This window comes from Amycolatopsis methanolica 239, from assembly GCF_000739085.1.
GTDB classification, from domain to species: domain Bacteria; phylum Actinomycetota; class Actinomycetes; order Mycobacteriales; family Pseudonocardiaceae; genus Amycolatopsis_E; species Amycolatopsis_E methanolica.
Genome location: NZ_CP009110.1, coordinates 5,368,880 through 5,384,956, shown reverse-complemented (window position 1 = coordinate 5,384,956; position 16,077 = coordinate 5,368,880). Strand labels below are relative to the sequence as shown.

General features: G+C 71.9%; 15 protein-coding genes and 2 pseudogenes. 9 read left to right on the top strand and 8 right to left on the bottom strand.

Going from position 1 to position 16,077, the window contains the following annotated elements; genetic code table 11:
* The first annotated feature begins 40 nt into the window (after positions 1–40).
* The 4 genes from AMETH_RS40815 (at position 41) to AMETH_RS26140 (ending at position 2,803) form a co-directional block, all read left to right on the top strand.
* Positions 41–541 carry a hypothetical protein gene (locus AMETH_RS40815; RefSeq protein ID WP_017984151.1) on the top strand — a complete coding sequence of 167 codons (501 nt, stop codon included), beginning with the start codon at positions 41–43 and terminating at the stop codon, positions 539–541.
* A 157-nt stretch (positions 542–698) separates the two neighbouring features.
* Positions 699–884, top strand: a complete 186-nt coding sequence (locus tag AMETH_RS40810) for a hypothetical protein (RefSeq protein ID WP_017984150.1) — start codon at positions 699–701, stop codon at positions 882–884.
* Positions 885–990: 106 nt separating this feature from the next.
* A complete protein-coding gene (locus tag AMETH_RS26145; RefSeq protein ID WP_017984149.1) occupies positions 991–1,794 on the top strand; it encodes an acyl-CoA thioesterase in 804 nt (267 codons plus the stop codon).
* A gap of 10 nt (positions 1,795–1,804) precedes the next feature.
* Positions 1,805–2,803 (top strand): TIGR03617 family F420-dependent LLM class oxidoreductase, encoded by a 999-nt coding sequence (locus AMETH_RS26140; RefSeq protein WP_017984148.1) that lies wholly within the window; start codon positions 1,805–1,807, stop codon positions 2,801–2,803.
* 11 nt (positions 2,804–2,814) lie between these two features.
* Here AMETH_RS26140 and AMETH_RS38195 read toward each other — a convergent pair whose 3' ends face one another.
* From AMETH_RS38195 to AMETH_RS26125, 5 genes and pseudogenes are all read right to left on the bottom strand, one after another.
* Entirely contained in the window at positions 2,815–2,988 is a 174-nt protein-coding gene (locus AMETH_RS38195; protein ID WP_017984147.1) for a hypothetical protein, read from the bottom strand.
* A gap of 58 nt (positions 2,989–3,046) precedes the next feature.
* Positions 3,047–3,331 (bottom strand): annotated as a pseudogene (locus AMETH_RS37330) (glycosyltransferase family 9 protein); the annotation flags it as partial.
* 57 nt (positions 3,332–3,388) lie between these two features.
* Positions 3,389–3,721, bottom strand: a complete 333-nt coding sequence (locus AMETH_RS26135) for a YnfA family protein (RefSeq protein ID WP_017984145.1) — start codon at positions 3,719–3,721, stop codon at positions 3,389–3,391.
* Positions 3,722–4,013: 292 nt separating this feature from the next.
* The gene (locus AMETH_RS26130; protein ID WP_017984144.1) at positions 4,014–5,747 is read right to left on the bottom strand and encodes a pyruvate dehydrogenase; all 1,734 of its coding nucleotides are present in this window, start codon (positions 5,745–5,747) and stop codon (positions 4,014–4,016) included.
* A gap of 100 nt (positions 5,748–5,847) precedes the next feature.
* The gene (locus tag AMETH_RS26125) at positions 5,848–6,513 is read right to left on the bottom strand and encodes a FadR/GntR family transcriptional regulator (protein ID WP_017984143.1); all 666 of its coding nucleotides are present in this window, start codon (positions 6,511–6,513) and stop codon (positions 5,848–5,850) included.
* A 92-nt stretch (positions 6,514–6,605) separates the two neighbouring features.
* On the opposite strand from AMETH_RS26125, the gene AMETH_RS26120 reads away from it, so the two are divergent.
* Entirely contained in the window at positions 6,606–8,003 is a 1,398-nt protein-coding gene (locus AMETH_RS26120; protein WP_017984142.1) for a sialate:H+ symport family MFS transporter, read from the top strand.
* Positions 8,004–8,246: 243 nt separating this feature from the next.
* Here the strand turns inward: AMETH_RS26120 and AMETH_RS26115 are convergent, their stop codons facing one another.
* Positions 8,247–10,532: an ATP-binding protein gene (locus tag AMETH_RS26115; protein ID WP_017984141.1), complete on the bottom strand. Its 2,286-nt coding sequence runs from the start codon at positions 10,530–10,532 to the stop codon at positions 8,247–8,249.
* A 103-nt stretch (positions 10,533–10,635) separates the two neighbouring features.
* Between AMETH_RS26115 and AMETH_RS26110 the strand changes: the two are divergent.
* The 3 genes and pseudogenes from AMETH_RS26110 (at position 10,636) to AMETH_RS26100 (ending at position 12,831) form a co-directional block, all read left to right on the top strand.
* Positions 10,636–11,579: pseudogene (locus AMETH_RS26110) on the top strand (helix-turn-helix transcriptional regulator).
* A 96-nt stretch (positions 11,580–11,675) separates the two neighbouring features.
* On the top strand, positions 11,676–12,533 hold the full coding sequence (gene ku, locus AMETH_RS26105) for a non-homologous end joining protein Ku (RefSeq protein WP_026153379.1): 858 nt from the start codon (positions 11,676–11,678) through the stop codon (positions 12,531–12,533).
* Positions 12,534–12,627: 94 nt separating this feature from the next.
* On the top strand, positions 12,628–12,831 hold the full coding sequence (locus tag AMETH_RS26100; protein ID WP_017984138.1) for a hypothetical protein: 204 nt from the start codon (positions 12,628–12,630) through the stop codon (positions 12,829–12,831).
* On the opposite strand, the gene AMETH_RS26095 is transcribed toward AMETH_RS26100, so the two are convergent.
* Together AMETH_RS26095 and AMETH_RS26090 are read right to left on the bottom strand one after the other, a co-directional pair.
* Positions 12,832–13,722, bottom strand: coding sequence for a 2-hydroxyacid dehydrogenase (locus tag AMETH_RS26095; RefSeq protein ID WP_017984137.1), 891 nt, complete (start codon positions 13,720–13,722; stop codon positions 12,832–12,834).
* Positions 13,719–15,020 (bottom strand): MFS transporter, encoded by a 1,302-nt coding sequence (locus tag AMETH_RS26090; RefSeq protein ID WP_017984136.1) that lies wholly within the window; start codon positions 15,018–15,020, stop codon positions 13,719–13,721. The genes AMETH_RS26095 and AMETH_RS26090 overlap by 4 nt, the downstream gene beginning before the upstream one ends.
* A gap of 110 nt (positions 15,021–15,130) precedes the next feature.
* On the opposite strand from AMETH_RS26090, the gene AMETH_RS26085 reads away from it, so the two are divergent.
* Positions 15,131–15,862, top strand: coding sequence for an IclR family transcriptional regulator (locus AMETH_RS26085; protein ID WP_081617726.1), 732 nt, complete (start codon positions 15,131–15,133; stop codon positions 15,860–15,862).
* Positions 15,863–16,077 lie beyond the last annotated feature (215 nt).

Below are 16,077 nucleotides of genomic sequence, written 5' to 3'. Positions count from 1 at the left end.
AAAATGGAGGGCCATCGCAACGCGGCGACGAGGTTTCGTGATGCGACGCTTCGGGTGGATCGGCGCGGTGCTCCTGCTGGTCCTGTTCTCGGTCACGCCCGCTTCGGCCGGGCAGCACGACTACCTCGCCCTCGGTGACTCGGTCGCGTTCGGTGACCGTCCGCCCGCCGTGACTCCGCCCGCCGACTACTTCGACGCCTCGAACTTCGCGGGCTACCCGGAGCGGTACTCGCCCAACGTGACGAACGCGTCGTGCCCGGGTGAGACGACCGCCAGCATGATCACCCCCGGGGCGCAGAGCAACGGCTGCGAGAACTCGGTCGGGTCCCCGTTCGGCTACCGGACGATCTACCCGTTGCACGTCAGCTACTCCGGCACCCAGCTGGAGTACGCCGTGCGGTTCCTGAGGACGCACCCGCGCACCCGGCTGGTCACGATCGACATCGGCGCGAACGACCTGTTCGTGTGCCAGCAAACCACACCCGACCAGTGCACCGGGGCCGGTTCCAGGTGGCGTTGCAGCGGATCAGCCGCAACCTGACCACCATCTTCGCGGCTCTGCGCGGTGCGGCCCGGTACCGGCACGACCTGGTGCTGGTCTCCTACTACGCGCTCGACTACCGCGATCCGGCCGCGGTCGCACAGGTCCAGGCCCTCAATGCGCACTCGCCGGGCCCACCCAGCGGTTCGGTGGCGTCGTGGCCGACGGCTCCGGCGCGTTCCAGGAGGCGTCCCGGTCCACCGGCGGCGACCCGTGCGCGGCCGGCCTGCTGATCGCACTGCCCACCGGCGGCTGCGACGTCCACCCCACCGCCAAGGGCCACGCCGTGCTGGCCGGCGCCGTCGAGGACGCCGTCGCGAAGGGACAGCGTCACGCCGCCTGACCCAGGTTCAGCGGCGGCCGCGCCGCCCCGAGTTCGGCCGCCGCCTGCGTTGTGATGCCTGTCTAGCGGCCCTGCCCGCGCGTGCCACCTGTATTACCGTGCGGTAATGCACGCCGTCAGTGAGAAAGCGGTGGACGAGCCCACCCTGGCCGACCTGCTCGACCTCGAGGAGATCGACCGCGACCTCTACCGCGCCAACCTCGTGTTCGACGACCCCCTGCCGCTTTACGGGGGCCAGGTCGCCGCGCAGGCGCTCGCCGCGGCCGGGCGCACGGTGCCGGAGGACCGGCTGCCGCACTCGCTGCACGGCTACTTCCTCCGCCCGGGTGACGCGACGCGCCCGACGATCTTCCACGTCGACCGGGACCGCGACGGCGGCTCTTACTCCGCCCGCCGGGTGGTCGCCGTGCAGAACGGCGAGGTCATCTTCAACATGTCGGCGTCCTTCCACCGCCGCGAGGAGGGCGTGGACCGTGAGGCGCACCCAGAGCGTCCCGAGGGCGACCCGGAGCAGCTGCCCGGTGGCGGCATGCCGCGACTCTTCTCGATGCAGGGCGCGTTGCCGCCGCAGCCGTACCCGGACGGCCAGTGGCCGACGCGTTTCTGGGCACGCTGCGAGCTCGATCTGCCCGACAACCCGCTCATCCACGCCTGCGTCCTGACCTACCTGTCGGACATCTCGTCCGGTGTCGCGGCCTTCGGCAACGACGAGGCGTCCGCGTCGTCGAGCCTGGACCACGCGGTGTGGTTCCACCGGCTGGGCCGCCTCGACGAGTGGGTGCACATGGACCTGGTGCCGCAGAGCGTCGCGGGCGGCCGCGGCTGGTACACCGGCACCGTGCGCACGCGGGACGGCGTGCTGCTGGCGAGCCTCGCGCAGGAGTGCCTGTTCCGGAACCGCAGGCGGTAGCGTTCGCCGGGTGAAGGTCGATTTCGCGGTCCCGTTCTCCAGCCCGGCCGACTGCCGGGAGACGATGCGGCGGGCCGAGCGCGACGGTTTCGACGGCGTGTGGACGACCGAGGTCAAGCACGACCCGTTCCTGCCGCTCGCGCTCGGCTCCACGGTCACCGAGCGCGTCACGCTCGGCACGGCGATCGCGGTGGCGTTCGCGCGCAATCCGTTGACCGTCGCGCAGATCGCGAACGACCTGCAGGAACTGTCCGGCGGACGGCTGCTGCTCGGCCTTGGCACGCAGATCAAGACGCACGTCACCCGGCGGTTCTCGATGCCGTGGTCGCAACCGGCCGCCCGGATGCGCGAGTTCGTGCTGGCGCTGCGGGCGATCTGGGACAGCTGGCAGACCGGTGCGTGCCTCAACTTCCGGGGCGAGTTCTACACCCACACGGTGATGACCCCGATGTTCACGCCGCCGCCGCACCCGTACGGCCCGCCGAAGGTGCTGCTCGCGGGCGTGGGGGAGGGCATGACGCGCGTGGCGGGCGAGGTCGCGGACGGCTTCCTGTGTCACGGGTTCACCACCGAGCGGTACCTGCGCGAGGTGACGGTGCCTGCGTTGCGGTCCGGGCGGGACTCGCTGGACGGCTTCGACCTGGTGGGTTCGCCGATGGTGGTGACCGGCCGGACGGACGCCGGGATCGCCGCCGCGCTCGCGGACACGCGGCGGCAGATAGCGTTCTACGGATCGACGCCGGCCTACCGGGGCGTGCTGGAGCTGCACGACCGGGGCGAGCTGGGTGACGAGCTGCACCGGCTGTCCCGCCGCGGCGAGTGGGAGCGGATGGGCACGCTCGTCGACGACGAGTTGCTGGCCGCGATCGCGGTGGTAGGCAAGCCCGACGAGGTCGCGGCCGAGGTCCGGCGCCGCTACGGCGATCTGTTCACCCGCGCGACGCTCTACCTGCCGTACGAGGCGGAGCCGGGCCTGGTGGCCGAGGTCGCCGCGGCGGTGCGTTCGTAGGCCCGAGCCCCTCAGGAGGGGGAGAAGCGGTCGTCGTCCTCCTGGTGGGGCGGGTGTTCGGCCGGGGCGCCCTCCTGCTCGGCCTGTTCGTGGGGTCGCGTGAGCTTCGCGTCCCGCGCCGCTTCCTTCGCCTCGGCCAGCGCCTGCTTCGACTCGGCCAGCTCGTCGTGCTTCTCGTCCGGCACGATCGCCTCCCTTCGTCCGCTCCCGGCTACCACTTCCGGCGGCCCGCAAACCCGCGAGGTCGAGCAGGCCGGTTCGCCCGGCGAGGCGGTCCGCTGGCACGGCGAGGGTGGCGGCGAGGTCCTGTTCGGACGTGCTGCCGGTGATCACCACGCGGTGACCAGCGGCGCGGAGCGCGCGGGCGACGGTGGCGAAGCGTTCGGCGGGCCAGCGTTTGCTGCCGAAGGCGGCGCCGGGGTGGACGACGACCGCCCGGCGCGGTAGCTGGAGGTCGTGGGGGTCGGAGGGGACGCCGTGTTCGGTGAGCAGGCGGCGCCAGCGGTCGCGCTCGTGCAGGCCGTCCATCCCCTCCGGACCGGGCCAGCCGTGTCCACTGTGGCCTACGCGGCGGTGAAACGATGTTCAGCCGCGGGGCGCGTACATGATCACCGCGACGCCCGCGAGGCAGATGAGCGCGCCGATGACGTCGAACCGGTCGGGCCGGTACCCGTCGGCGACCACGCCCCAGGCCAGCGAGCCCGCGACGAACACACCCCCGTAGGCGGCGAGGATGCGGCCGAAGTTGGCGTCCGGCTGCAGGGTGGCGACGAAGCCGTACAACCCGAGCGCGATCGCACCCGCGCCGATCCAGATCCACCCGCGGTGCTCGCGGACGCCTTGCCAGACGAGCCAGGCGCCACCGATCTCGGCGAGCGCCGCCAGCACGAACAGTCCGATCGAACGCAGAACCAGCACGAGCCGACCTTAGCTGCGGGCTGCCAGTCCCACATGCGGCACTTCGGTCAACCGGCGGCCCGCGCTCGCCCACTCCGTGGAGGTTGTTGCGAACGGTCCGACGGGCAGGGTAGCGGCAGCCGTTCTTGGCGGGTGGTTTGTGCGACCCCGCCGCCCCCCCGGGGCGGTTGCGACCAGGGTGGTCCCAGACCCACCCGATCGACTCGGCCCCGTCGGAACCAAGCCGGGCCGACCCGGGCTTGGTGAACCATCCCTCGGCCCGGTGGCCCGGATCCGGCCGCGGACAGGGGCGTCAGGGGCGCGGGATGTTCCGCAGGTTGCTGCGCGCCAGCTCGACCATCTTGCCCACCCCGCCGTTCAGCACCGTTTTGCTCGCGGCCAGCGCGAAGCCCCGCAGCATCTCGCTCGTGATCTTGGGCGGGATGGACATCGCGTTGGGGTCGGTGGTCAGCTCGACCAGCGCGGGCCCCTGGTGTTCGAACGCCTTCGTCAGCGCCGACCGCACCTCGCCCGGGTGGTCGACCCGCGTGGACCAGATCCCGCACGCCGCGGCGATCGCGCTGAAGTCGACCGGCGTGTGGTCCGTGCCGTAGGACGGGAGGCCGTCCACGAGCATCTCCAGCTTCACCATGCCCAGTGAGGCGTTGTTGAACAGCACCACCTTCACCGGCACGTCGTACAACGACAGCGTTAGCAGGTCGCCCATCAGCATCGCCAGCCCGCCGTCGCCCGAGATGGACACCACCTGGCGGCCAGGCGAGGACAGCGCGGCGCCGATGGCGTGCGGCAGCGCGTTCGCCATGCTGCCGTGGCGGAACGAGCCGATCACCCGGCGCCGCCCGTTCGGCGTCAGGTACCGCGCCGCCCACACGTTGCCCATTCCGGTGTCCACAGTGAACACCGCGTCGTCGGCGGCGACCTCGTCCAGCACCGCGGCCGCGTACTCGGGGTGGATCGGCGTGTGGTGCTCGATGGCCTTCGTGTACGCGTCGACCACCTTCTCCAGCCGCCGCGCGTGTTCGTGCAGCATGCGGTCCAGGAAAGACCGGTCGGTGCGCTGCCGCAGGCGGGGGAGCACCGCCGCGAGCGTCTCCTTCACCGAGCCGTGCACGGCCAGGTCCAGCGGCGTGCGGCGGCCGAGGTGCGCCGGGTTCGTGTCGATCTGCACCGTGTGCGCCTGCGGCAGGAACCCGTCGTACGGGAAGTCCGTGCCCAGCAGCACCACGCGGTCCGCCTCGTGCATCGCGTCGTAGCACGCGCCGTACCCGAGCAGCCCGCTCATGCCGACGTCGTACGGGTTGTCGAACTGGATCCACTCCTTGCCGCCGAGCGAGTGGCCCACCGGCGCGAGCAGGCGGCCGGCCAGCGCCATCACCTCGTCGTGCGCGTCCCGGCAGCCGGCGCCGGCGAACAGCATCACCTTCTCGCCGCTGTCGAGCACCTTGACCAGCTCCGCGATGGCCGCCTCCCGCGGCACCACGGGCGACGGCTCGACCACGTGCACCGACTCGGCCCCGGAGCCGGTGGCCCGCCGCTCCGACACGTCACCCGGGATGCTCAGCACCGACACCCCGCCGCGCCCGACCGCGGTCTGCATCGCGATCCGCAAGAGCCGCGGCATCTGGTCCGCCTGGGACACCAGCTCGCTGAAGTGGCTGCACTCGGCGAACAACTGCTCCGGGTGGGTCTCCTGGAAGAACCCGGTGCCGATCTGGTTGGACGGGATGTGCGAGGCGATCGCCAGCACCGGCGCGCCGCTGCGGTGCGCGTCGTAGAGACCGTTGATCAGGTGCAGGTTCCCCGGCCCGCAACTGCCCGCGCACACGGTGAGCTGACCGGTGATCTGCGCTTCCGCGGCCGCCGCGAACGCCGCCGTCTCCTCGTGCCGGACGTGCACCCACTCGATGCCGGGGGTGCGGCGCACCGCGTCCACGACCGGATTCAGACTGTCGCCGACGACCCCGTAGATGCGGCGCACACCGCTGTCCCGCAGGATCCGTACCATCTGCTCGGCCACTGTCGCCATCGCCCCACCCCTTCGTCTCCTGGGGCCCAGGCTCCTCCCGCAGCGGTGCGGACGTCCACCCGACTTCACTCGTTACGGGCGAAAATCGAATACGCCACAATCAGGTGAGCCGGCTCCGGACCTCGTCGAAGTGGTGGCGCACGGCGTCGTCGATCGCCTCCGGATCGCCGCCGGTGATGGCGTCGACGATCCGCTGGTGCTTGGCGACCAGCGCGTCCGACGGCGTGCGCGGCGCTCCGATGAGCGCCTCGGCCTGCCGGTAGACGCTCCAGAACAGGCGGATCAGCTCGGCGGCCAGCTCGTTGCCGACCGCGGTGCAGATCAGCTCGTGGAACTCGCCGTCGGCGGCCGTGGCGGTGGCCGGGTCGGACATCCGCCGCACCCGCTCGGCGAGCTGCTCGAGCAGTTCGCCGTCGCGCTGCCGGGCGAGCTTGCGGGTCAGCTCGGTCTCCAGGATCTGCCGGACCTCCAGCAGATCGCGCAGCCCGCTCAGGTCGTCGCGCGACCGGGCGCGCGTGCGGAACAGCAGCGACGGGCTCAGCGCGGTCATGCTCGCCGCGCCGACGAACGTGCCGTAGCCGTGGCGGATTTCGACGATGCCCAGCGCCTGCAGGGTGCGCAGCGCCTCGCGGACCGAGTTGCGGGCCGCGCCGAACTCCTCCATCAGCCGCGGTTCCGGGGGCAGGGGATCGCCGGGCCCGAGGCGCCGCCGGTCGATCAGCTCGACGATCGAATCGGCCAGTTCCTGGCTGCGCAGTGTCCGCACTCTTGCCACCATCCGGAATCGTCGGCTAACGTCCGCAGCATCATACGACGTCCAACGTCCCACGACTAGCCCTCGATGAAGAGGTAAGGAACATGAACCCGTGGTACCGCCGGCTCGGTCCGGGCCAGTGGAAGGTGTTCGGCGCAGCGTGGCTCGGCTACCTGCTCGACGGCTTCGACTTCGTGATCATCACGCTGGTGCTCACCGAGCTGCGCGACGAGTTCGACCTGTCGCTGGCCACCGCGTCCACGCTGGTGTCGGCCGCGTTCGTGTCCCGCTGGCTGGGCGGGCTCGCGCTGGGCGCGCTCGGCGACCGCTTCGGCCGCCGCCCGGCGATGATCGCGTCCATCGTGCTCTACGCGGTCGGCACGGCGCTGTGCGGGTTCGCCTGGGACTACTGGTCGTTGTTCGTCTTCCGGGTCGTCGTCGGCCTCGGCATGGCGGGCGAGTACGGCTCCAGCAGCACGTATGTGATGGAGAGCTGGCCGAAGGGCCTGCGCAACCGGGCGACGGGGTTCCTGCTGTCGGCGTACCCGATCGGCACCGTGCTCGCCGCGCGTGCCTACGACCTGATCGTGCCGGGCTTCGGCTGGCGGTGGCTGTTCTGGTTCGGGATCCTGCCGGTGTTCGTCGCGCTGTGGCTGCGGCGCACGTTGCCCGAGGCGAAGGACTGGGCCGAGGAGGTCGGTTCTGGTGGAGGCGGCTCGACGAGCGCGACGGCGTTGCTGAACCGGCGGCGGGCGCCGCTCGACGTGGTCGTGGCGGTGGTGCTGGCGACCTGCCTGGTGCTGATCTTCTCGGGGCACGCGGGGAGCCTGTATCCGCTGTACATCGCGCTGTGCGTGGTGGGGTTCGTGGTGTTCGGGGTGCAGATCAGCGGCCGCGCGTGGCCGGTGGCGGTCGGGTTGATGCTCACCGTGTTCTGCGCGTTCCTGTACTCGTGGCCGATCCAGTCGCTGCTGCCCACGTACCTGAAGACGGAGCTGCACTACAACGCCGGGCAGGTGGCCAACGCGCTGACCTGGGCCGGGCTAGGGTACGCCGCCGGTTCGTGCCTGGCTGGGGTGGTCGGCGACCGGTTCGGCACGCGCGCGACGTACGTGGGCGGGCTGCTGCTGTCGCTGGTGTTCGTGTTCCCGGCGTTCGCGCTCGGCTCGGGCAGCATCGTGTTGGTCTGGTTGCTGCTGTTCGTGTTGCAGGGCACCAGTTCCGGGACATCGGGGCTGCTGCCGAAGTACATCGGGGACCACTTCCCGACCCGCATCCGCGCGGCGAGCCTCGGGTTCACCTACAACGTCGGCGCACTCGGCGGCGCGGTCGCCCCGCTGCTCGGCGCGCAGGTGGCCGGGCACATCGGGCTGGGGCCGGCGCTGGGGTGGCTCGCGGCCGGGCTGACGGTGCTGACGGCGCTGCTGGTCGGGCTCGACGTGCCGGCGCGTCTCGGGCGGATCGGCCGCGCGGGGCGGCGGGAGCGGGTGGAGGTGGGGTGAACCCGCGGTGGGGCTCGGGTGGCTCGCGCGAGGGGGTTGGTGGTGTGGGAATGAATGGACCGTTCATGGCTTGGGTGGCGGGTGAGAGGTCCAGTGGTGTGGCGATGAATGGTCCGTTCATGCCTTCGGCGCCTACGAAATCGTCCAGTCACCCGCTGGTGAACGGTCCGTTCATGCCTTCACCCCGCAGCACAGGGAGCCACCCGGCAACTCAAGCCGCCAACAAAAACCCCCGCCACAAAATCACGCCTCATTAGCCGTGACCCAAGCAGCGATCTGGCTGCGCGAAGTGAACCCCAGTTTGGCGAGGATGTGCTCGACGTGCGTTTCGGCCGTCCGCTGGGAGATGACGAGCTGCCCGGCGATCTGCCGGTTGCTCAGTCCCTTCGCGACCAGCGCGGCGATTTCCGACTCGCGGGCGGTCAGCGGGTTGCGCGAAGGGCTGGCCGGCGCCGCCGACATCCGCCGCTCGTCCAGGGCGAACGCCACCGCCCTGTCGAACGTCATCGACGCCCCGCGCGCGTACTCCTGCTCGAACACCCGCCGTCCCAGGGCCTCGCGCGCCGGGAGCGCGGCGTGCGTCTGCGAAACCTGCTGCAGCGCCGGTTCGATCCGCCCGGCGCCGGACAAGCGCCACGCGGTCGCGGCCGCGCCGAGCAGCCGCGCCGCCCGGTTGTACCGCCGGTCGGACGCCGCGCACCAGGCCAGCGACTCCAGGCTCAGCGCGATCCCGGAATGATCACCCGCCGGTTCGCGCAGGCGGATCGCGTCGCGCTGGAGGCGTTCCGCGCGCTGCAGGTCGCCGCGCCGCCAGAGCGCCAGTCCCACCACCCACACCGCCAGCGCGGTGTACCAGGGCGGGTTCCCGTGCGCCGCGCAGAGTTCGACCGCCTGCTCGCCGGCCTCCTCGGCGTTCGGCTCGCTGAGCACGAACCGCGCCAGCGCCAGGTACGGCAGGATCTGCAACGCCAGCCCGTCGTGCCCGGCCGCCCGGCACGCCTCGTGCGCCTCCTCCAGCAACGCGCACGCCCGCCGCGGATCGCCCAGGAAGTAGCGGCTCACCCCCTCGCACACGAGCAACTCCACGCTGATCAGCGGGTCGTCCAGCTCCGCCGCGATCGACCGGTACTCCCGCAGCCGCCCGGCGAACCCCCGCCGCACCCCCAGCCACGTGCAGGTGAGCAGCGACGCGTGCAACGCGCGGGCCCGCTCCCGTGATGGGTCGCCGCCGAGTTCGAGCACGCGGTCCAGCCACCGGCTGCCCTCCAGCAGGTGCCCGCCCGCGATCCAGAACGTCGACAGGTTCCCCGCCATCTCCAGCGCCGGCCGCGGGTCCGGCTCCTCCAGCCACGACTCCAGTGCCGCCCGCAGGTTCGCGTGCTCGCTCTGCATGCGGGAGATCCACTCCTGCTGACGCGAGGTGATCTTCTCCTCGGTGAACCGGCGGGCGAGCTCGCGGTAGAAATCGCGGTGCCGCCGCGTGGAACCGGCCGGATCACCGTTCTCGTCGAGCCGCGCCGCGCCGAACTCGGCGAGCGTCTCCAGCATCCGGTAGCGCGCGTTGTGCCCGTAGGTCTCCCGCACCCGTACCAGAACCGATTTGTCGACCAGCCCGGCGAGAACGCCGAGGAGCGAGTCGCCGCCGATCTCGTCGCCCGCGCACACGAACTCGGCCGCGGGCAGGTCGAACCCGCCGCGGAACACCGACAGCCGTTCCCACGCCCGCTGCTCGGCGGGCAGGCACAGCCGGTAGCTCCAGTCGACGAGCGCCTCCAGGCCCTGCTGGCGCGGCGGCGCCGTGCGGGAGGCTTCGCTCAGCAGCCCGAACCGGTCGGCCAGGCGGTCGTTCAGCTCGGTGAGCGAGAGCGTGCGCAACCAGACCGCGGCCAGCTCGATGGCCAGCGGCAGCCCCTCGACGTGCCGGCAGATCGTCGCGATCAGCGCCTCGTTCTCGGCGGTGAGCGCGAACCCCGGCGACACGGCGGCTGCGCGGTCGGCGAACAACGCCATCGCTTCCCAGCCGCTGGTTCCCTCGGTGGTGCCGCTGCGGTCGGGCAGGCTCAGCGGTTCCACCGGCAGCAGGTGCTCGCCCTCGACCGAGAGCCGCTGACGGCTGGTCGCCAGGATGCGCAGCCCGCTGGTCGCCGCGAGCAGCTTGCCGATCAGCGTCGCGCACGCGTCGGTGAGGTGCTCGCAGTTGTCCAGCACCAGCAGCACCTGGCGGTCGCCGAGGAACTGGGCGAGCCGGTCCGCGGGCTCGACGGCCTCGTCCCGCAGGCCGAGCGCGGTGGCGACGGTCTGCGTCAGCAGCGCCGGGTCGTCCAGGTCCGCGAGTTCGGCGAAGTGCACCCCGTCCGGGAACGCGCGTTTCAACCCGACCGCGGCCCGCACCGCGAGCCTGGTCTTGCCGACCCCGCCGACTCCCGTCAGCGTCACCAGGCGCGCGGCGGACAGCAGCCGCCGGATGTCCGCGAGCTCCTGCCGCCGGCCGACGAAACTGGTGAGCTCGCTCGGAAGTGTGCCCGCCACCGCAACAGCCTAGTTCGTCCGGACGGTGATCGGTGGGGTCGTGTTGCTGAGGAGATGATGAACTAGGTCAGTTTCCGTCACCGATCGGTCGCATTCCGGAGCCATGACGGACACCCCGGCGCGGCTGCTGACACTGCTGTCCCTGCTGCAGACACCGCGCGAATGGCCGGGCACCGTGCTGGCCGCGCGGCTCGCGGTCAGCACGCGGACGATCCGCAGGGACATCGACCGGCTGCGCGGGCTCGGGTACCCGGTGGAGTCCACGATGGGCGCCGAGGGCGGCTGCCGGCTGGTGGCAGGAGCGGCGATGTCGCCGCTGCTGCTCGACGACGAGGAGGCCGTGGCGATCACGGTCGGCCTCCGCGCCGCCGCGCGGCAGGCGGTGGCGGGAATCGACGAGGCCTCGGCCAGGGCGCTGGCGAAACTCGAACAGGTGCTGCCCTCGCGGCTGCGCCGCCGGGTGCGCACGCTCGGCGCGGCGACCGTGCCGATGCCCGATCCCGGCCCGCCGGTCGTTCCCGAGGACCTCGCCGCGCTGGCCGCCGCGATCGCCAACCACGAGCGCGTCCGGTTCGGCTACCGCGACGGCGAGGGCCGCGAATCCCGCCGGCTGGCCGAACCGCACCGCCTGGTCGTCGCGGGCCGCCGCTGGTACCTGGTGGCGTGGGACGTCGACCGCGACGACTGGCGCCTGTTCCGCTCCGCCGTCCCCACGGCACCGGCGCCCGCACCACCCCGCGCGAACTGCCCGCCGACGACGCGGCGGCCTTCGTCACGGCGAAGCTCTACCGCACCGCGCCGACGCACCGGGCGGTGGTGACCCTGCACGCGCCCCTGGAGGAGATGCGCCCGCGGGTGGGCAACGCCGGCGAGCTGACGGCGACCGGCCCGGCCGCCTGCCGCGTGGAGACCCACGCCGACACGCTCGACTGGCTGGCGTTCCGGCTGCTGGCCCTCGGCTGCGAGTTCGAGGTGCACGAACCGCCGGAACTGGCCGCGCACCTGCGTGCGCTCGCCGGCCGCATCACCCGCGCCACCAGCGGCTGAGCCGCCGCTGCGGCCGGCTGCCCGCCTGGTGGCGCGACCGGTTCTCGCGTAACGTCCGACCTGCGGTTATGTCGGCACGGAGCGGAGGGCCCGGCGATGCGATCGATGTGGAAGGGCTCGGTGTCGTTCGGGCTGGTCACGATCCCGATCAACCTCTACGCGGCCACCGAGAACAAGAACGTGTCCCTGCGCCAGGTGCACGTCACCGACGGCGGGCGCATCCAGTACAAGCGCTTCTGCACCATCGACGGCGAAGAGGTGCCCTACGCCGACATCGCCAAGGGCTACGAGACCGACGACGGTGAGATGGTGGTCATCACCGACGAGGACCTCAAGGAGCTGCCGCTGTCCAGCTCCAACGTCATCGACGTGCTGGAGTTCGTGCCGCTCGAGGCCATCGACCCGCTGCACTTCGACCGCCACTACTACCTGGAGCCGCAGAAGGCCGCGGTCAAGCCGTACGTGCTGCTGCGCGACGCGCTGCACAAGTCCGGCAACGTCGCCATCGCCAAGGTCGCCCTGCGCCAGCGGGAGACCCTCGCGCTGCTGCGCGTGCACGCCGACGTGATGGTCATGACCACGATGCTGTGGCCGGACGAGGTGCGCACCCCCGACTTCGGGTTCCTGCGCGACGAGCTGCCCCAGGTGCGGCCGCAGGAGCTGAGCATGGCCGGCTCGCTCATCGAGTCGCTGTCCGAGCCGGTGTTCGACCCGGACAAGTACACCGACCAGTACCGGGAGGCGCTGGAATCGGTGATCGAGGCGAAGATCGCGGGCAAGAAGACCACCCGGCCGAAGGGGCGCTCGCCCAAGACCGACGTGGTCGACCTGATGGCCGCGCTGGAGGCTAGCGTCAGCGAGGCGAAGAAGGCACGCAAACCGGCCAAGCGCACGGCCGCGAAGAAGCCGGCCGCCACCCCGGCGCGCAGCCGCCGCTCGCCGAAGAGCGCCTGACCTTACGCCGACACGCCGGGAGCTCCTCCCACCTTCCGGTGAAGCGCGGTGGTACCAAGGTGCCGCAACACGAACCGGCGGAAGGGTGTCAGACATGGAGTGCCCCAGCTGCGCACGGGACCTCGACCACTGCCACGGCACCCTCGTCCTGCACGTGGACGCCCTGGTGGAGTGCACCGAACCGGACTGCACCGACACCGACCTGGTGCGGCACAGCCTGACGGTCCGGTGCGAGGAGGTCGACGGCGGCTGCGTCTGCACGGCCGACTACGTGGTGGAGTACGCGCAGGCGTCCTGATCACCGCACCACGTTGACCAGCGGTTGGCCCCGTGCGAACCGCTGCAGCTGCTGCTCCACCAGCCGCTTCGCGCGGGGATAGAACGAGTCGGAACCGCCCGCCACGTGCGGGGTGATGATCGCGCCCGGCGCTCGCCACAGCGGGTGGTCCGACGGCAGCGGCTCCGGATCGACCACGTCCAGCGCGGCCCGCAGCCGGCCCGCCACGACCTCCTTCGTCAGCGCCTCGGTGTCGATCGCGGTGCCGCGGCCGACGTTGACCACCAGCGCGCCGTCCGGCAGGGCCGCCAGCTCGGGCGCCCCGATCAGACCACGGGTGGCGGGGGTGTCCGGCAGGATCAGCATGAGCATGTCCGCGGACGGCAGGAGTTCCGGCAGCTCGTCGATGCCGTGCACACCCTCACGCGCGGTGCTCGCGACGCGCACGACGTCGGCTTCCCCGGCGACGAGGTACCGCTCGATCGCCTTGCCGATCGAGCCGTACCCGACGAGCAGGACACGCTCGTCCGCCAGCGACCGGGTGTGCTCGCGGTCCCACGAGCCGGTGCCCTGCTGCCGGAACCAGCGCGGCAGGTTCCGCTGCGCGGCGAGGATCAGGGCGAGCGTGTGCTCGGCGACGCTGAGGTCGTGCAGGCCGCGGCCGTTGGCGAGGGTGACGCCGTCCGGGATCAGCGGCAGGAGGCTGTCAACACCCGCGGACAGCGACTGCACCGCCTTCAGCGACGGCATCTTCGCGATCAGCTTCGGCGGCTCGGGCCCGCTGTCGTAGGGCAGCACGTAGAACTCGACGCCGTCCAGGGCGGGCGGCGTGCCGGTGCCGTCGTAGCAGGCGGTCTCCAGGCCGTCCGGGACGGTGAGATCGGACCAGGGCAGCAGAACTCGGGGCGTCATGCGACCTTCCTCTTCGGGGTGCGGACAGCGAGCAGGACCAGCGCGGACGCGGCCATCGTGCCGGCCAGCATCAGGAACGCGGCGGCGTCGGTGCCGGTGGCGGTGCGCAACCAGCCCACCAGGTACGTGCCGAGAAAGCCACCGAGCGCGCCGGCGGCGTTGACCAGCGCCACGGACACACCGGCGGTGCGGCGCGGCAGCAGCTCCGGGATCATCGCGAAGAACGGGCCGTAGGGCGCGTACATCGCGATCCCAGCGAGGACCAGCAGCGGGAACGACAGCCAGAACGCGTCGTGGCCCGCCAGGTAGGAACCGTAGAAAGTGACCGCTCCACCGAGCAGCCACGGCCACACGTAGCGGATGCGCCGGTGGGTGCGGTCGGAGCGGCGCGAGTTGAGCAGCATCGCGACGACGGCGAAGGCGTAGGGGACCGCGGAGAGGAGGCCGGTGGTGCCGATACCGGCGGACGACCCGGCCTTCACGATCGACGGCAGCCAGAACACGAACCCGTACACGCCGATGCTCCACAGGAGGTACTGCGCGGACAGGATCAGCACGGCCGGGGTGCGCAGGGCTTCCCGGAGCGGGTGCGCTCCCGCTCCCGGGGTGTCGGCGGTGCTCGCGAGTTCGGCTTGCTCGGCGGCGATCGCGGTGTCGACGGCCTCGCGTTCGGCCGGGGCGAGCCACGGCGCGTCGGCGGGCCGGTCGCGGACCTGCGCGCGGAAGTAGAACGCCCAGATCAGGGCGGGCACGCCCTCGATGATGAACATGCCGCGCCAGCTCGTGGCCTCGATGAGGTAGCCGGAGGCGGCGGACAGCCACATCACGGTGACCGGGTTGCCCAGGATGAGGAAGGCGTTGGCGCGGCCGCGTTCGGCCTTGGTGAACCAGCGGGCGAGCAGGACGACCAGCGCGGGCAGCACCGCGGCCTCGACGGCGCCGAGCAGGAAGCGGACGACGATCAGCAGCGGGACCGAGCTGAGCAGGCCCTGGAGCGTGGCGAGCGCGCCCCAGGCCAGGACCGACCAGAAGATCAGGTCACGGACGCTGCGGCGGTCGGCGTAGAGCACGCCCGGGACCTGCAGCAGGAAGTAGCCGGCGAAGAACGACGCGGCGATGAGACCGGACGTCGAACTCGTGATGCCCAGGTCCTCGGACATGCCACCGGCCGCGGCGATCGAGAAGTTCGAGCGGTCCAGGTAGGCGAGGCTGTACGTGACGAACACGATCGGGATCAGGCGCAGCCAGCGCTGCCTGCCCGGTTGGGTGGCCGTGCCGGTCAGTGGCGGGCTCTCCAAGGCGGCCTCCTTGCCGTTCTTTCCGTAATATGGAAAGCTATTCCGTATTGTGGTGCTCGATGAGTGTGGAACTTCGACCGGGAGACGTCAAGGGGTGGTGTGTGGCCGACATGGTGGGCAAGGCCCTGCGGGTGCTGTCGCTGCTCGGCGAGTACCCCGACGGGGTCGGGTTGTCCGAGCTCGCGCGGCGCGCGGGCTACCCGGTGAGCACGACGCACCGGCTGCTGGGTTCGTTGCAGGAACAGGGTTTCGCGCGCAGCGACCCCGCGTCGAAGCGGTACGCGCTCGGGTTGCGGCTGTTCGAGCTGGGGCAGCGGGTGTCGCACGCGCGGGGGTTCGCCGGGGTGGCGCTGCCGGTGCTGCGGGCGCTGACGGAGCAGACCGGCGAGCCGACGCTGATGGCGGTACTGGACGGGCACCAGCAGGTCTACGTGCATTCCGTGCAGGGGCCGCGGCAGATCCAGATCCGGGGCGAGCCGGGACGGCGTGGGCCGCTGCACTGCACGGCGATGGGGAAGTGCCTGGTGGCGTTCGCGCCGGACCGGGAGGCGCTGGTGGAGACGCTGGAGCTGGCGGGACTGGCGCCGCGGACGATCACCTCACGGGCGGAGTTCGCGCGGGAGATCGCCACGGTGCGGTCCCAGGGCTACGCGATCGCCGACGAGGAGCACGAGCCGGGGATAAGGGCCGTCGGGGTGCCGGTTCTGGGTCCCGACGGGCACGCGATCGCCGCGCTCTCCACGGCGGCGCCCGCCTACCGGATGTCGGTGGCCGAGCTGGAGGCCTTCGTGCCCGCCCTCCGCGAAGCGGCGCGGGAGCTGGGTGCGGTGCTGCCGCGCTGATGGTGGCTCGCGAGGCCCGGGAGGCGGCGCGGGTGCTGCCGTGTTGATGGTGGCTCGCGAGGCCGGTGGGGTGGCGCGGATGCTGGGTGCGCTGCTGCCACGCTGAGCGCGCGTTGCGACGCCACCAGCCCGAGGCCAGGCGCCGGCCGCGCCGCGGGGCGGGCGCCCGTGGCGGGGCGCCGCTCGTGCGGCGAGGCGGGTGCCCCGAGGCGAGG